This is a genomic window from Pseudomonas sp. IT-196MI5, from assembly GCF_949767415.1.
Taxonomy (GTDB): domain Bacteria; phylum Pseudomonadota; class Gammaproteobacteria; order Pseudomonadales; family Pseudomonadaceae; genus Aquipseudomonas.
In genome coordinates this window covers 498,329-513,018 of record NZ_CATKPZ010000022.1, presented here as the reverse complement: position 1 = coordinate 513,018, position 14,690 = coordinate 498,329, and the positions used below count along the sequence as shown (strand labels likewise).

The 14,690-nt window shown below is 54.3% G+C and carries 16 protein-coding genes and 4 tRNA genes; 9 read left to right on the top strand and 11 right to left on the bottom strand.

All coding sequences use genetic code 11. From position 1 onward, the window contains the following. Nucleotides 1–160: 160 nt before the first annotated feature. Nucleotides 161–490, bottom strand: coding sequence for a hypothetical protein (locus ACM6IK_RS16670; RefSeq protein WP_414875190.1), 330 nt, complete (start codon nucleotides 488–490; stop codon nucleotides 161–163). 263 nt (nucleotides 491–753) lie between these two features. Here ACM6IK_RS16670 and ACM6IK_RS16665 point away from each other — a divergent pair, with 263 nt between their 5' ends. The 3 genes from ACM6IK_RS16665 (at nucleotide 754) to ACM6IK_RS16655 (ending at nucleotide 2,612) form a co-directional block, all read left to right on the top strand. Next, the gene (locus tag ACM6IK_RS16665) at nucleotides 754–927 is read left to right on the top strand and encodes a hypothetical protein (protein WP_414875189.1); all 174 of its coding nucleotides are present in this window, start codon (nucleotides 754–756) and stop codon (nucleotides 925–927) included. A gap of 257 nt (nucleotides 928–1,184) precedes the next feature. Continuing rightward, nucleotides 1,185–1,511, top strand: coding sequence for a hypothetical protein (locus ACM6IK_RS16660; RefSeq protein WP_414875188.1), 327 nt, complete (start codon nucleotides 1,185–1,187; stop codon nucleotides 1,509–1,511). Between the two features lie 471 nt (nucleotides 1,512–1,982). Further along, the gene (locus ACM6IK_RS16655; RefSeq protein ID WP_414875187.1) at nucleotides 1,983–2,612 is read left to right on the top strand and encodes a hypothetical protein; all 630 of its coding nucleotides are present in this window, start codon (nucleotides 1,983–1,985) and stop codon (nucleotides 2,610–2,612) included. A 348-nt stretch (nucleotides 2,613–2,960) separates the two neighbouring features. Here the strand turns inward: ACM6IK_RS16655 and ACM6IK_RS16650 are convergent, their stop codons facing one another. The 3 genes from ACM6IK_RS16650 to ACM6IK_RS16640 all read right to left on the bottom strand — a co-directional run bounded on the left by ACM6IK_RS16650 (nucleotide 2,961) and on the right by ACM6IK_RS16640 (nucleotide 4,828). Further along, nucleotides 2,961–3,506, bottom strand: a complete 546-nt coding sequence (locus ACM6IK_RS16650; protein ID WP_414875186.1) for a hypothetical protein — start codon at nucleotides 3,504–3,506, stop codon at nucleotides 2,961–2,963. Between the two features lie 86 nt (nucleotides 3,507–3,592). Beyond that, nucleotides 3,593–4,153: a hypothetical protein gene (locus ACM6IK_RS16645; protein ID WP_414875185.1), complete on the bottom strand. Its 561-nt coding sequence runs from the start codon at nucleotides 4,151–4,153 to the stop codon at nucleotides 3,593–3,595. Nucleotides 4,154–4,606: 453 nt separating this feature from the next. After that, nucleotides 4,607–4,828: a TraY domain-containing protein gene (locus tag ACM6IK_RS16640; protein ID WP_414875184.1), complete on the bottom strand. Its 222-nt coding sequence runs from the start codon at nucleotides 4,826–4,828 to the stop codon at nucleotides 4,607–4,609. Nucleotides 4,829–5,839: 1,011 nt separating this feature from the next. On the opposite strand from ACM6IK_RS16640, the gene ACM6IK_RS16635 reads away from it, so the two are divergent. Both ACM6IK_RS16635 and ACM6IK_RS16630 read left to right on the top strand, forming a co-directional pair. Further along, complete coding sequence (locus tag ACM6IK_RS16635; RefSeq protein WP_414875183.1) at nucleotides 5,840–7,456, top strand: hypothetical protein; 1,617 nt, start codon at nucleotides 5,840–5,842, stop codon at nucleotides 7,454–7,456. A 387-nt stretch (nucleotides 7,457–7,843) separates the two neighbouring features. Beyond that, nucleotides 7,844–8,461, top strand: coding sequence for a recombinase family protein (locus ACM6IK_RS16630; RefSeq protein ID WP_414875182.1), 618 nt, complete (start codon nucleotides 7,844–7,846; stop codon nucleotides 8,459–8,461). On the opposite strand, the gene ACM6IK_RS16625 is transcribed toward ACM6IK_RS16630, so the two are convergent. Further along, entirely contained in the window at nucleotides 8,458–9,780 is a 1,323-nt protein-coding gene (locus tag ACM6IK_RS16625) for a hypothetical protein (RefSeq protein ID WP_414875181.1), read from the bottom strand. The two genes, ACM6IK_RS16630 and ACM6IK_RS16625, sit on opposite strands and share 4 nt — an antisense overlap. A 113-nt stretch (nucleotides 9,781–9,893) precedes the next feature. Then, nucleotides 9,894–9,970 (bottom strand) — tRNA-Arg (locus tag ACM6IK_RS16620). Nucleotides 9,971–10,259: 289 nt separating this feature from the next. Here ACM6IK_RS16620 and ACM6IK_RS16615 point away from each other — a divergent pair. The 3 genes from ACM6IK_RS16615 to ACM6IK_RS16605 all read left to right on the top strand — a co-directional run bounded on the left by ACM6IK_RS16615 (nucleotide 10,260) and on the right by ACM6IK_RS16605 (nucleotide 11,434). Continuing rightward, nucleotides 10,260–10,493, top strand: coding sequence for a hypothetical protein (locus tag ACM6IK_RS16615; protein ID WP_414875180.1), 234 nt, complete (start codon nucleotides 10,260–10,262; stop codon nucleotides 10,491–10,493). Nucleotides 10,494–10,516: 23 nt separating this feature from the next. Continuing rightward, the gene (locus ACM6IK_RS16610; RefSeq protein WP_414875179.1) at nucleotides 10,517–10,696 is read left to right on the top strand and encodes a PA3371 family protein; all 180 of its coding nucleotides are present in this window, start codon (nucleotides 10,517–10,519) and stop codon (nucleotides 10,694–10,696) included. Nucleotides 10,697–11,107: 411 nt separating this feature from the next. Next, a complete protein-coding gene (locus tag ACM6IK_RS16605; protein ID WP_003178899.1) occupies nucleotides 11,108–11,434 on the top strand; it encodes an Arc family DNA-binding protein in 327 nt (108 codons plus the stop codon). A gap of 235 nt (nucleotides 11,435–11,669) precedes the next feature. Here ACM6IK_RS16605 and mgtE read toward each other — a convergent pair whose 3' ends face one another. Next, nucleotides 11,670–13,112: a magnesium transporter gene (mgtE, locus tag ACM6IK_RS16600; RefSeq protein WP_414875178.1), complete on the bottom strand. Its 1,443-nt coding sequence runs from the start codon at nucleotides 13,110–13,112 to the stop codon at nucleotides 11,670–11,672. Nucleotides 13,113–13,432: 320 nt separating this feature from the next. On the opposite strand from mgtE, the gene ACM6IK_RS16595 reads away from it, so the two are divergent. Further along, the gene (locus ACM6IK_RS16595; RefSeq protein ID WP_414875265.1) at nucleotides 13,433–13,951 is read left to right on the top strand and encodes a cell envelope protein SmpA; all 519 of its coding nucleotides are present in this window, start codon (nucleotides 13,433–13,435) and stop codon (nucleotides 13,949–13,951) included. Between the two features lie 19 nt (nucleotides 13,952–13,970). On the opposite strand, the gene ACM6IK_RS16590 is transcribed toward ACM6IK_RS16595, so the two are convergent. The 4 genes from ACM6IK_RS16590 to csrA form a co-directional block, all read right to left on the bottom strand. Beyond that, nucleotides 13,971–14,047 (bottom strand) — tRNA-Arg (locus ACM6IK_RS16590). 72 nt (nucleotides 14,048–14,119) lie between these two features. Further along, nucleotides 14,120–14,196, bottom strand: a tRNA-Arg gene (locus ACM6IK_RS16585). A 107-nt stretch (nucleotides 14,197–14,303) separates the two neighbouring features. Further along, nucleotides 14,304–14,394 (bottom strand) — tRNA-Ser (locus ACM6IK_RS16580). 62 nt (nucleotides 14,395–14,456) lie between these two features. Further along, a complete protein-coding gene (gene csrA / locus ACM6IK_RS16575; RefSeq protein ID WP_002554426.1) occupies nucleotides 14,457–14,645 on the bottom strand; it encodes a carbon storage regulator CsrA in 189 nt (62 codons plus the stop codon). Nucleotides 14,646–14,690 lie beyond the last annotated feature (45 nt).

Below are 14,690 nucleotides of genomic sequence, written 5' to 3'. Positions count from 1 at the left end.
GAAGAACTGGGCCGAAACCCCGGCTCTGTATCGCTTGGCGTACCCATCACTTTGAGAGTGAGCCCATTTCGCTCAATACCAGCTGAAAGCGTCGGAAAATCCAACAATAACCGTGCAAGCTAAAACTCCGAGGGTTGATTTCGTGATGCGTGTCAGTGCCTCAGAGGTTCAAAGGTTCAAATTCCTGGCCCAACCCGTAGAGTAGATTGCTGATTTCATTGTGATCTGTTCGCAAGTCGACAATCTTCCGAAGATCACTGAGAGAGCCGGAACCAATGCTCTCGAGATAATCTTTGATCTCATTTGCAATGTTTTTCAGCTGCTCAATGTCATCGACGCCTACCGCCTGATCCATGGACGACAGATACAACTCAGTACGCTCCGGGTTGTACATCGAGGGTATCCGGCCAGCATGAACCAGCAGCCCTCTCACTTCATCAAACGATGCCTTCTGAGCAAATTTGTCCCAATTGAAATTTGTGCCTTTCACGTGATCACTCCTTATGTAAAGCCATAACCCTAAGAGTAAATCAGTCCGCCTGGCTAATAGCATTTGGCTATGTATCATTTTGGGTGCCAACAACAAAGTGCAACAAAAACGTCCTCCTCAATCCCCTGCAAACCAACTATTTCAGTCCCGTTTCATCCAGTTGTGTGTAGCACATATAGTGCACCCTAAAAGCACTGGATATACGCTCAGATCAGGCCTAATGTGAGCCTTGAACGACTTTTACAGCTCATAGAGGACAAATCATGTCGACTCCTACCAAGCTCCGCGGCCACCAGGCCAAACCAACCCGCGCCGAAGTCAAAGCCGCCTGGGGACGCCTGCGCAATGCAGCGAATCAAGGCAGCGTCCAGGCAAATGCTCTGCTGATCGCGCTCGTTGAAAATCATCCCCTGATCGTCCCTTTGGTCACTCAATAAAGCAAAAGGCGCATAAGCGCCCCATAAGAATGCAGCCGCCTTTTTTGTGCCTGTCGTTTCGAGTTATGGCGGCTGTTTGTGGGTGGCGTTCGCGCCTGCCGGGTTTCTTTCGCCCAGGTTGACCAACCTGCATACAACCCACCTCCATTCGTTTGGTCGCGAAGGTGGCGGCTTCCCAGCAAAAGGAGCTGTACCTCTTGCAACATGACGCCGTCTCAATCTTTAACAGTTTTGTCAGGTAATCCCAGGAGCTAACTATGAGCAGGAAAACGTTAATCAGAGCAGTTCTACTGGAGACGGATCGTGTCTGGGGGGAGGATGGCTTTGGGGGCAAGCCTGATGAGTATGCTTGGCTTGCTGTGAAGTTCGGCATCACTTATGACCAAGATGTGCAATGGCAGCTTATTCTGGATCACGCTTGTGATTGCCTGGAAGACGATGAGCTCTCAGACGAAGAGCTGATGTCATCTCTAGCGGACGACGATTTGGTGACGCGTTTTCTTAATACATTCCTTGAAATGTACCAACGCTCATCAGCGGTATTTCCTCGCCCAGTATCTTCAGGGCCTGTCTTCGACGCCTGATACAAAGCGAACTTTATCAGCCAGGGCTAAAGGCGAGCGGAGATCACAATTAAATAGTACCTGCTTCAGCCCCCCAGGGTGTCACCACAACCGGGGAGCCCGCCAAGTCAGATTTAAATCCAGTTTAAATAGAGGTTGGGAGGGGATGCGTTGGGGGCGGTGTGATGACTCCACTCCAGCCTACGCAAATCAGACCTACATCCAGTCGTTCAGATTTGGGTGCCCCTTCCATGGTCCGCTGATGGCATTCCTCATCGCTGGGGGAAACCAAAAAAACCTACCTTGGGATGTAAACCAAGGCCGGGGTTCATGCCTCAAAACCTCTTGGTTCGCGCAAGCTACCAGGCACTGGCTTTTCATCCACGCTGGATGGGCGGACAGGATGGCCATATACTTCAGAGCCTTTTATAGGCCCGGGTAAATTGGGAGCGCTGCAGGATGCGAGGAAGAGGGAGTAACGAGTTCTACGGTATGGCGTTGCGCGAAATAGAGCGTGGCACACGGCGAGATGCTCTTTGGGGCAGGGCACTAGCCAAGTCTGCGGGCGACCTTCAAAAAGCTAAAGCTGAATACATCGATATGCTGGCACTCCACTTGGAGGAAGAGGCTTGCGCGCCCGCGCGACGACAAAAAAAGCAGCGTATGAGCTTTCTCATCAAGCGATGGTCAATCCGCGTCGCTGCGATTGGGGTCAGCGTAACATTGCTTGGACTTTATTCTGCTCACTTTTATCGCGGCTACCAGCTCGACTGGGCTGCAAAAGTTGCGGAGAGGGACTATCCGCCAACTACTGAACCTACGACCGCCCTCGTCGATGCCAAGGGCAATAGATTCTTGGAGCCTACTTGGGAGCAGTACTACGCAGTCGCCGTAGACTGGGACACTGGCACACGCTTCGATTCGTTTACCGAGGTTCAACGGGATCTGGCAGAGCACAACCAAGTTCTCATGTACCAAAAATATGGGGAGGAGGCTGCAAGTCGTATGATCGCAGGACTCGCAGAGGCCCTTAGGGTCTATTCCCGAGCGACTTTGAATCCGCCCTCTTTCTTTGACGCAATCATGGATGTCCTAGGTTTTGGCACAAAGTCTTTCAGATAAGCAATGGCAGGTACTATTGTGAAGCCAGCCCCGCGCTGGAGTTTCGCAACTTTCGACGTTTAAGGCTGAGCTTCAGTTTGATCCTGGTTGAGGGTCGGACAGCTCTGAGAGCATCTGCCTGTGCTCTTTCCGCGTGGATCTGTAGAACATGCATCTGCGTAGAAGGTATCTCTTCATGCTCAGTGGCGAGGCAAGTTGACTGAGCTTGATGGAGACCTGCTCGACCTTGCCGTTACGCGTATTGGTCACTTCCAGGTTGTAACGATCAATCAGCCCCTCATCTCGCTTACTGAGAAACATTAGGTTTTATGTCCAAAACACTGAATTCTCAGCGTGAGCATGAGCAGGTCAATCACAGAGCCCAAATCGCATCGGACTGAGAACAGCCTTTTCGATATCCCCCAGCTCAAGACGTTCACGCCTTTCGCGGGCACCAAACTCAACCGCAACTGTCGAGAGTTGACCCAGCAAAGAGATCAGCTTTGCACCACCACAAATGCGGTCATCAAATTGGGGATGTCGCGCTCGAATGCGAGCAAGGGTTTCGCTGGCTTGCCTAGCGATTTCGAGTGCCTTGCGCAGCCCAACCCTATCTTGACCGAAGCCGACCATCAATACGCCAACGCGGTTCGCCGTAAGGTGTGTTAGCGACTCAAGTGACTCGGTCATGCCCCTCTGAACAGCGCCAGCGATTGCCGCGCTGGGAACATTCTCAGGCGTCGGTCGGCGTGTTGGCACACCCGTCAATCCGAGCAGAAAATCTGCACTCACACCATACAGGCTGGCATACCGCAGAATCTGAAGGGTGCCAGGCAAGCGGCGGCCTTTTTCATGTTGGCAGACCTGTCCAAGATTCCGCTGACTTAAAGCTTTCCTAGCATCATCAAGAGTCATTCCTGCCGCTGCCCTGGCAAGCTTAAGCCTCCTACCCAACTGAGCTGCCAACGTACTCACAGCTTGGGGATCAATCCGAATTGCCATTAAGCTGAGTGCCCCGCAGCTATACGGTGCGGCAAGGCTTCGATACGGGCTAACATTTGGGTTGTCTCGCGAATGGCTTGACGGCGACCTTCAGCGTTTTGCCGCAACTCCTGCGCTCGCAAAGCCAGCGCCCGAACATCTGGCTCAGGTCCGATCGCAACCAATACCTGCGACTCTGTCAAACCGGTTTTAATTAAAACGGCGAATTTGCGCTGGTACTCAGAACTAGCCACCTTGCACTGAAGTTCAAGGCGCGCCGCCTCGGCATCGAGCTCCCGGGAGTAAACCCTCTCAGCCATCGCAACCTCATCGTTAAGCAGACGGTGAGCAGTCTCGCTTTCGACTTTCCGTGCCAGTTGAGCAACCTTGCGCCTAACTTCCAGATCGTCCAGAACTCGTTTTTGGAATGCACAAATATCGCCCCCTGCATCGGCAAAAGCGAATCGGAGCTGGTCGATAGATTCATCATACCCACCCGCTTCAACTACTGTGGCGCGCGCCTTCAACACAGCGACCGACAACGCTAGGATTTCTGCCTGTACTTGCTGAGCATCGCTCATGATTGGCCCTCCGGCCATTTGATTGAGACTACAGTTTGACCTCTCAGATCGAAGATCGAATGTCCGATATTCCGGCTCACGTAATGGTTACGGGCACACCCCAGCGGGCGTAAACGCAACCAGACGCGGGAGTCTCATCGGTGGGAAGTGCATTGCTTTCAAACACGCGGCGATGGGCGTTGTTGTCCAAAAAAAGGCGGGGGCCATCAACGCTATCATTTCGAACAGTGCGGCAGAGTGTAACGCCAGAAACGCAAAACCCCAGCAAGGCCGGGGTTTAGGGGGGTTGCTAGAGGTACCTTCTGACGCCGATACCAGCCCCACTCAGCTGGCGTTAGGAATTCAAACCTGCTCTTCGCAACGATTTCAAATTACGCCTGATCAGAACACTTGTCGAATGACTGCTGACTTCTCGATTACCGCCTTTGCAGCAAAGCTGCCAGAAGCCATGCGTTATCGCCTGCGCCTATTCGTTAGCACCTGCTCCAAAGGTATTGTCTCTGAACTACCAGCCCGAATATCAGCCAGGCGTCGCTCTGCGATACTCAAATCTTCAATATCGTCGAGATGCAACGCAATAGCTTGAGTGACGTAAAAGGCTGTGGACCTGCCAGTAGCTTGAGCGAGCTTTTGAAGGCGTTCTTCAAGATCGGATGGCAATTGAAGAGTAAGCATTGACGGGCTCCTGAGCTAACCACTACGCAAGCATAGCAAAAGGCTGATTCTTCTCGGCCTATCTAGGCAATGTGGGTGCTCGCAGCTTTCTGAAGCGGTCATTAGCCAAAACCATCCCCTCCATGTAGGCAGTGAAAAGATGACAGGGGAAGAGTTGCAATCCAACAAAAAACCGCCGAATTACCTAATTCTGGGAACACAATCATAAGGAAGGCGTACCTCGAAATTTCTTGATTCACGCAAGTTACTTGACGTCGGGAAATGCCCCAGAGGCCTGTGGGGCATCTGGGAAAGATTAGGCTTTATGTCCAAAGCACCGCGTGAAGTGGGTCGCTGGTGGTGGTCACGGCGCAAGATGGGCCGCCCGTCAGCATCAGCTACTTGTCGCGTAATTGCATCGCACATGACCACCAATTGCATCGCACATGACCACCAATTGCATTGCTACTGACCAGGCAATGCATTCGAGGTGACCACTGCTTGCGTCCGGTTGAGCAATGCACGCACAAGAGACGAGCGGCAGAGAGCGGCCAGAAGCGGACCTTCCAGAAAAATTGTGGTCGGTGATACCAACCAGCTCAAGCTCGTGACAGCGCCATAAAGCGCTTGGCCTTTTTCTAGATACCTATCTCACAAAGCTTCGCCTACACCGATGTTCGACACTACTCTTGCAACGCGTCAATTAAGGTAGCGGAGGCTCTGCAGATGGGAAACTGGTCTGCAAATCGCTCATGGCCATTCACGGTCAAGATTTTTCGCGTGATTCCAATAGTTTGCGTCGCAAATCACTTTGCGCTAGTTTGGCCACACGTCGCTACATGGTCGACGGGCTGCCCACCCCTTGAGGCCTCACCGGCCGCAGCTAACCGGATCGAACCATGATCATCACAGCAATCTCTTGACCTAAGCCTCTTCCGGGCATTGGGGATGGCGGGTGGGCGTCTCCGATGTCGCTCCTTGGGAGCAACGGAGAAACTTATGGTACCGACTACACGCCGCGAAACCATCAAAGTGCAGGCCAAGCGCCTGCGTAATTTGTTCGATATCGACCTGACCACTGCCAAATACGTTTTAGCGCGCGGCCCCTATGGCTGTGCCAATTGGGCGGATCTGTGTACCCGACTCGATCAGGAGCCGCATCTTCAAGGTTCGCTGCAACTGGCCGAATTGCCCGAGTCCCCGAGCGCAACAGCATATCTGGCCAAGCACCTAAGTTCGTTGGCCGCCTCGGTCAGCCAACTGATCATCACCAACCACAACCTGCCTTCGCTCTGCGAAGCGCTGCGACAAGTCTTCGCGGTACCGGGCAATCCGGTGGCGCTGCAGGATGTGTTGCAGGCCATCACGCCAAGTGAGTGGCTACCCACCGACATGGGGCCTGACCCACTGGCAGTGATTCAAAGTCGAGTCTGTGTTAACGGGGCGAATCTGCTGCTGTTGGGAACCCGGATTTTCTGGCCGCGGTTATTTGCCTTTGATGCAGAGATCACCGTCGAGCCAGTGACTGCAGAGCCCTTTGGCGACGACCTCAAAATCATGTGGGAGGTCGCTCCGTGGTATCAAGCGAGCCGAGACTACCTGTTCGAGTATCAACGTGGAGACGAGTGGGACGATCTGCCAGACTTCGTGGAACCGCTGATTCCCGACTGTGCGCGAATGCAACAGCATGCTCGGTGGTTTGCCCAGTGTCTGAAAGGGTGGTCGCAGGAGCGTCACTACAATGACGAGGGCGAGGAATTCATTCCGTTCCTCTACCAGGGCCACGCCTACCTGGTCTTCGGTGTGCCCTGCGCCGAACCGGTGATGCACCCGCCGTTGCGTCGGCAGTACATCCAGTTCCCGGGCGAAGACAGTAACCGCTCTCAAGTTATCCTGCTCGGTGGCCAGTTGCTGCAGATCAAGATGCTGATCGAGCCCAAATCTGCTCAATATCAGGATTGGGATTACGCCGACTATCACCAGGTGCTGTGCAACGGATTGCTGGACGGCGCGGTGGCCGCCGGCTGGGTCACCGCGCCCCTGCACGGTTGGGGTGACCTGTTATTCATCAACCCCGCCTGCCGCTTCACCCTGGAATGCCAATTGCGGGTGGAGATCAAGCCCGAGCCCAATGAAACGCTCCTTACCCTGCAGACCGACAATCCAGACCTTGCCATAGAAGTGCTGGAACGGGTGCACAAGGGGGATTTCATTCGCTACGAGCACGCTACGTTCGGTGTGCAGTACGCCATGCGCATTGATCTGCCGGCCGACGACGCCAGCGTTGATCTGAGCCTGTCGATGAACTGTATCGAACAGACAGTCTTCCACAGTGCCCATATGATCGGTCGGCGCGTGATTCAAAGCGATGGGGACAAGAAGACGCTGTACTGCAATATTGAATCAGCCTTGCTCATACTGGTGGAACGCCAGCCGCTGAAGTTGCTGAAGAAAGCCATCCGCGAAGGGCAGATCCTGCGCGTCCAAGGGCTGTCCGAGCAGCTTCAGGCAGCGCCAACCTTGCAGGCCAGTGGGCGGGCGTTCGATCCAACCTCCAACGGAGGGGCCAACCCCCTGGAGGAATCAATGTTCGATGGTGACGGCGAGTTGAGCTTCCACTTGATCCGCTATCAACGCACTAACTTCTAACCAAGTGTCCGGCGACGCGGCAGATACCGCGTCGCTGGACAAACGAGCCCTTCGGCCCTCCGCCAACCAAGCCTGCTCAACGCGCCCAATCGCCAAACGGCTCGGCGGCCTCGACATAACGCAGCGCCGAATAACGCTGCAGCCAATATGGCCACCACGGACGCACTTACACTGCTCTTGTACAACCAGCACGCCATATGTGCGGCCATGGATACGCTGGACCGGAATGCTCAAGACATCACAGACACAATCATGCAAATACGTCAGTTATAGGTATGCCTATCCAGATACGAGCAGATTTTGCCTTTTTCAGCCTTTTCGCTTGATAAGTAACACCCAAAGTGAAACAGTGTTAGGAGAACACCCTAACTGATACAGGCACCCATCATGTTCATCCGCGCATACCTACGAGCATCGACCGAAGAGCAGGACGCTGGTCGCGCCCGCGAATCCCTTGAGCAGTTCGCCAGCGATCACAACAAGGTCATCGCCAGCGTGTATTTGGAGAATGCCAGCGGCGCTGCGGCCGACCGGCCCGAATTGCTGCGCCTGCTCAAGGATGCGCGGAAAGGTGACGTGCTGCTGGTGGAATCGATAGACCGCCTTTCCCGCTTGCCGGTGGAAGACTGGCAAAAGCTGAAGACCGCGATCGACTCCAAGGGTCTGCGTATCGTTGCGCTCGATCTGCCGACCAGTCACCAGGGAATGCAGGACACCAAGGGCGACGAGTTCACTGGCAGGATGCTGGGCGCGATCAACTCAATGCTGGTGGAAATGATGGCCGCCATTGCCCGCAAGGATTACGAACAACGGCGCGAGCGCCAGGCTCAGGGTATTGAGAAGGCAAAGGCGGCCGGAAAATACCAGGGCCGGCCTGTCGACGCCGATCTTCACAAGCGCGTCAATGAACTGCTTGGCGCAGGTCTCGGCATTCGAGCAACAGCCCGGCACGCCAGTTGCTCAACTACCACGGTGTTGCGCATTAGGGACACCATCACAAATTAAGCTTTCTCTTCACCGGGCGGAACAACAGGCGTTGCAGAATTCGCCGCAGTGGTTTCTCTTTTGGTTTTCAGTTTACTCAGTGATTCGCCTGCAAAGCCGGCCACCTGATTCGTAAAATTAGGGACGGCTTTCATCGCATCTTTCATTACCTGCGAAGAAAGCAGCTCATGCCAAGGACTTCCATAGCTTGCCGACTCAACCAGCCGCAAAGGCTGCTCATCTAGTCGATCAAGCGCCGACTGCAAAAGTTTGACCTCCAGCTGAGGATCAATCCTTACCGCTTCTCGTCGATAGCCTTCATAGGCACGAGAGATCGATGCCTTAAAGGCATAGTCTTCGGACAGTCTAAAGCGCTGGCCTACCTGCTTTGTCGCGAGCCATGCAAACCATACAGGTGCGCCGATAGACAGAGTTGCCAGAGTGATATTGAGACCTATCAACGGAGTGGACGCGCCACCTGGCTGAGTAAGCAAAGCGGAAAGATTTGAAAGCTGGCCGGTTCCAAATACTCCTCCGGCAATCAGCGCGGTCATCAGACCAAAAACCCATAACCACATTGATTTATCTAAATTCTTAGAGCGCTCGCTAAACGCTGCCGCCAACCCAACGCTTGTAGCAGACGAGTAAACGGATTCGCACTGCGTCAAAATCGCAGACGCCTCTTTGGAGATTTCAGATAAGTTAGCATTAGCAGCCTCTACAGCCTCTTTGGCAGCAAGTATCTGACCTCTGTCTTTCTCCGCCTCCAAAGTCATGGTGTCGATTCGCAATCGAGCTTCATTGAGAATTTCGAGGTCAGCGGGCAGTTGGTCAGCCGCCTCGTAAGCACGCTCAATCCCCTCAACCATGGTCTGCACTGATGCAACTTTAGGTGACAGATCCCTGAGCCTGCTTTCCATCCCGCGGATCTGAGTGGCTGCTTTCCTGAGAGCTTTGCTGTTCTCTAGCGCCTGCTTGCTACTTGGCTCAACAAACGGAAGCAGAACCCGCTCTAGCGCTTCAAGCGTAATAGTAAAGGCAGGTAAAGCGGAGGCACCGTTCGTCGATACGATCTGAGGCATGGTATTCGCACGGGTCCATTGCAGCGCCGCGACGAACTCAGTCAGCTCAGTAAGATTACTTGCAGGGTCTTCTGGATTGGCCGCAGAAAGTTTCTCGCCAATGGATGAAACCCATCCAACAAGATTGGATCGGCTGATCCCAGCCACACCCCAGTGTCCGACAGCTTGCCCTAAGGGCACATTAGCTGGAATTGATGACTCCAGTGTCCCCTCAATCAGCTTCAGTTCGGCGTGAATATCGCTGAATATCTTGTGCATTTCACCCTCCATAGCAAGCAGCAGGAAATCGAAAGAAGTCTACTAATGCACCCACCATGCACCCATGAGGTGCTGATGCTAAGAGCCTTAATCGCTGGAGGGCTTGAATAATATGGTGTCCCAGGGCAGGTTCGAACTGCCAGCCTTCCCCTTAGGAGGGGGATGCTCTATCCAATTGAGCTACTGGGACACAAGTCGGCCGCGAAGAAACGCGGCGCGATGGACGGCGTGCATGTTAACGGCCGGGCCGGCTTTTGTCATGTCGTCCGTTGGGCTTTTTAAGTGTAGGCAGACGCCTCGGCAAGGTGCGGACTTGTTTACCGTGCAAATTGCATTGCCGCAAAAAGCCATCATTGCAAAATGCAAGATCCGGCTTTCGCAAAAATATCCTAATTCGTTGTTTTTAAAGAATTTAATTGTCGATAGACTCTGGCATGCGAGCTGCTTCAGCTGTTCTCACAGAACAACGGAGGCCGCTCATGAACAGCGCCCTTTTACTCTCGAGTGCAATCGCTCTGACGGTTTTGCCGGGTTTTCATTTTACCCACGAGAGCGGTGCTACGCAGGTTGCCCAGCGAATGCCACATTACCTTCAACTGCAGAAAGCACCGCAATTGGCCGTGATGAGCGGCCAGTTCGGCTTTGTCAGTCAGGAGGTCAGCCAGGAAACCATCCTGGTGCCGGCTCCGTCTGCCGAGCGCTTGGTCTTTTGAATGACCCTCACCAGGAGCACAGCATGTCCAAATCAGCCGTGAGCTTTTTCATCCTCGCCTTGTTGAGCGGCATTTTTCATCTGTCATTGACCCAGGACATGGTCGTCACCCTCCCCCTGATTGCCTGTGGTGCATTCAGCGCTCTGTTCGTGCTCGCACTGATTGCCGGACGCAAGATCAAGTTCGATCCGGTGCTGCGTTAATCCAGGTATGGCAGATCCGCCGCTAAGGCCTGCCATCCATCCTGAACTCCCACCCTCCAGACGACGCTCCCTAGTAAATCGGCCATTTGCCACTATCCTGTAAAGGCAAGGAGCAGTGATCGAGTCCGCTTTTGCGGCCCGTCAGAATTCTTTCGTCGGGTGCAGACGCGTTAGACAATACGGCCCGGTCGAACTTTTCAAACCAATTCGCATTTCTGATAATTGGTGCTGGCAGAACGCCTTTATACAGTTCAATATTTGTCACAGAATTGACGCCAAGGATCTGGCTTGTTTGGGGCATGATGCGCGCCTCTATCAATTCAGGTTGAACATTTGGTCAGAGCGCTTGTCCTACCAGACATCCTGCGGCCAATCCCGAAAACCGCTCCCCTGAACTAACCGGTTAAATATATGCGCCCATTGAAACAGGCAATTTATTCCAGCCGTACGGCTGACAAGTTCGTCGTACGTCTGCCAGACGGAATGCGTGAACGCATTGCCGAGGTGGCTCGCAATCATCATCGCAGCATGAACTCCGAAATCATCGCGCGCCTTGAGCAAAGTCTTATTCAGGAAGGTGCACTGGGAGAAGAGCTGAGCATGCGCCTGGACAGCCCGGAGCTTTCCTTGCACGAACGCGAGCTGCTGCAGCGCTTCCGCCAACTCTCCCACCGACAGCAGAACGCCCTGGTTTCGCTGATCGCCCATGACGCTGAAATGGCCGCCGACGCGTCCTGATTCAGCCAGAAGCTCAAGCCAGCCTGATCGCTGGCTTTTTTTTGCCTGAAATCCGGGCACAAAAAAACCCGCCTGACGGCGTAATGCTGTGGTCCCTGTAGGAGCGAGCTTGCTCGCGATGGACTCAAGAACGCCGCGTTTAGCCAGTAAATACGCGTTATCGTTAACGACCATCGCGAGCAAGCTCGCGCCTACACAGCATTACGCCGGACGGCGGGTTTTAGTGAAGCGGACTTTAGAGCAGGAAGATCGTCGCCAGCCCCAGGAAGATGAAAAAGCCTCCGCTGTCGGTCACGGCAGTAATCATCACACTGGCACCCATCGCAGGGTCACGCCCCATCTTCGCCAGGGTCATTGGAATCAAGACCCCCATCAATGCCGCCAGCAACAGGTTGAGCGTCATCGCGGCAGTCATCACCACGCCCAATGACCAACTGTGATAGAGCAGATAGGCGACCACACCGATCACTCCCCCCCATATCACGCCGTTGATCAACGCGACCGCCAATTCCTTGCGCATCAGGCGCGAGGTATTGCCGGTGCTCACCTGGTCCAGCGCCATGGCCCGAACAATCATGGTGATGGTCTGGTTACCCGAGTTACCACCGATCCCCGCCACGATCGGCATCAAAGCCGCAAGCGCCACGAGCTTCTCGATCGAACCTTCAAACAAACCGATGACCCGAGAAGCCACGAACGCGGTAATCAGGTTGATCGCAAGCCAGGCCCAACGGTTACGCAGGGACTTCCAGACCGACGCAAAAATGTCTTCTTCTTCACGCAGACCCGCCATGTTGAGAACTTCGCTTTCGCTCTCTTCACGGATCAGGTCGACCATTTCATCGATGGTCAGACGGCCGATCAGCTTGCCGTTCTTGTCGACCACAGGCGCGGAGATCAAGTCGTAACGCTCGAACGCCTGGGCCGCATCGTAGGCGTCTTCGTCCGGGTGGAAACTCACCGGATCGCTGGCCATCACCTCGGAAACCTGTTTGTCCGGATCGTTGACCAGCAAACGCTTGATCGGCAACACGCCCTTGAGGACACCGTCGTAATCGACCACGAACAGTTTGTCGGTATGGCCTGGCAACTCCTTGAGACGGCGCAGATAACGCAAGACCACTTCGAGGCTGACATCCTCGCGGATGGTCACCATCTCGAAGTCCATCAGCGCACCGACCTGCTCCTCGTCGTAGGACAGTGCCGAACGCACGCGCTCGCGTTGTTGCTGGTCGAGGGTCTCCATGAGCTCATGGACGACGTCTCGCGGCAGCTCGGAGGCCAGGTCAGCGAGTTCGTCGGCATCCATGTCCTTGGCGGCTGCCAGGAGCTCGTGATCGTCCATGTCGGCGATCAGGGTTTCACGAACCGAATCGGATACTTCGAGAAGGATGTCGCCGTCGCGATCGGCCTTGACCAGTTGCCAGAGCGTCAGACGATCGTCCAGCGGCAAGGCTTCAAGGATGTAGGCGACGTCGGCGGAGTGCAGGTCATCGAGCTTGCGTTGCAACTCGACGAGGTTCTGCCGGTGGACCAGGTTCTCGACCCGGTCATGATGCGGGCCTTCCTGGCGGTGAGTCAGGTCTTCTATCACTCGCTGGCGCTGCAGCAACTCAACCACCTGAGCCAGGCGATCCTGCAAGCTTTCCTGCGTTTTCTTTACTTCAACTTCGGACATAGGCGAACTCCACTCCCAGCAGCGGGGCACGCCGGAAGGATCAATCAGTCAATTCATGATTGGTGAAACGGGGTGCTGAGTAACTACTGGGTAAGTCCATGGAGGTATTCCACAAGCCCCGGCGGGGCTGACGGGCGCAATGATACACCGCCTGACGGTTTTAAACGTTAAAAAATCTCGGCTGAAACAAGCGCTTGCACAACAAACCTGAGCATCTCCTGATCCATGAAAATGCGACGACGTATCCTGAAAAGAAAACACACCACCTCTCGAAAATTGTAGCCGCTACCCTTGAAGAGGAACGTCATGGAGGATGCCTGATGCCATCAGCTGCACAATTCCTGTTACTGCTCGGCCTGTTCAGCCCCCTGCCCCTGGCGCTCGCCACCACCGTTCAGCGCTGCGAGGCGGCCAATGGGCGCATTACCTTCACCACACTGAGTTGTGCCGCGGGAGAAAGCGTTTCACTTCAGGACGTGCGCGCCTTTACACCCGGCAGCACGATGGCACCGATGCCGCCAGCCGAAACCCGTGAAACACCAGGAATGAAAATCCAGAGGAAAGAGCCGACCGTGGTCGGTCAGGCGCAGGACAAGTGTGGAAACCTGATCACTGCCAGGGAGCGCCGCGAAGCGATCATCAATCGGCGAGTGGTCGCCGGCATGAGCCAGCAAGACGTCGAAAGCGCCCTCGGCAAGCCGGACAAGATCAGTATTCGCAATTCAGCCACGAGCTACCGTTACGACACCCTGCGAGGTCGCAGCGCACAGGTGGAGTTCGACGAGAGGGGATGCACGAAAGAAAAAGCCAAATCCCGGACGGCAAAAAGCCCGCATTAAATGCGGGCTTTCTGTTGTATGGTGCACTCGACAGGATTCGAACCTGTGACCGCTCGGTTCGTAGCCGAGTACTCTATCCAGCTGAGCTACGAGTGCAATTTGTGTTTTTAGACCAGACCACAACTGGCTGAAACCAAGTTACTTGCATTACTGCAACTAACTCTTAAATGGTGCACTCGACAGGATTCGAACCTGTGACCGCTCGGTTCGTAGCCGAGTACTCTATCCAGCTGAGCTACGAGTGCATTTGTTGCCGCGCATTATAGTCCGTCTAATCTCTATGTCAAGCACTTTTTCTAGTAATTTCAACAACTTACCGAAGAAGCCAGATTACAACGTACTACGCAAATAATGGCGGAGAACGGGGGATTCGAACCCCCGACACCCTTTTGAGGTGTACTCCCTTAGCAGGGGAGCGCCTTCGGCCACTCGGCCAGCTCTCCGCAACACGGGGCGTATATTAACCAGCTTCTTCCCCGTTTGCAAACATAAAAAACGATAAAAATTAATGGCTTGGTTCTTCGTCCTTCTCTTTCTTGATACGCAGGTAAATTTCCTCCCGGTGAACCGCCACCTCTTTGGGGGCATTAACACCGATGCGCACTTGATTTCCTTTGACGCCGAGCACGGTCACGGTGATTTCGCCATCACCGATAATCAGGCTTTCTGCGCACCGACGAGTCAGAATCAGCATACCTTTCTCCTCACGCATTACATTTCAGGGACAACAGTCTGCAAA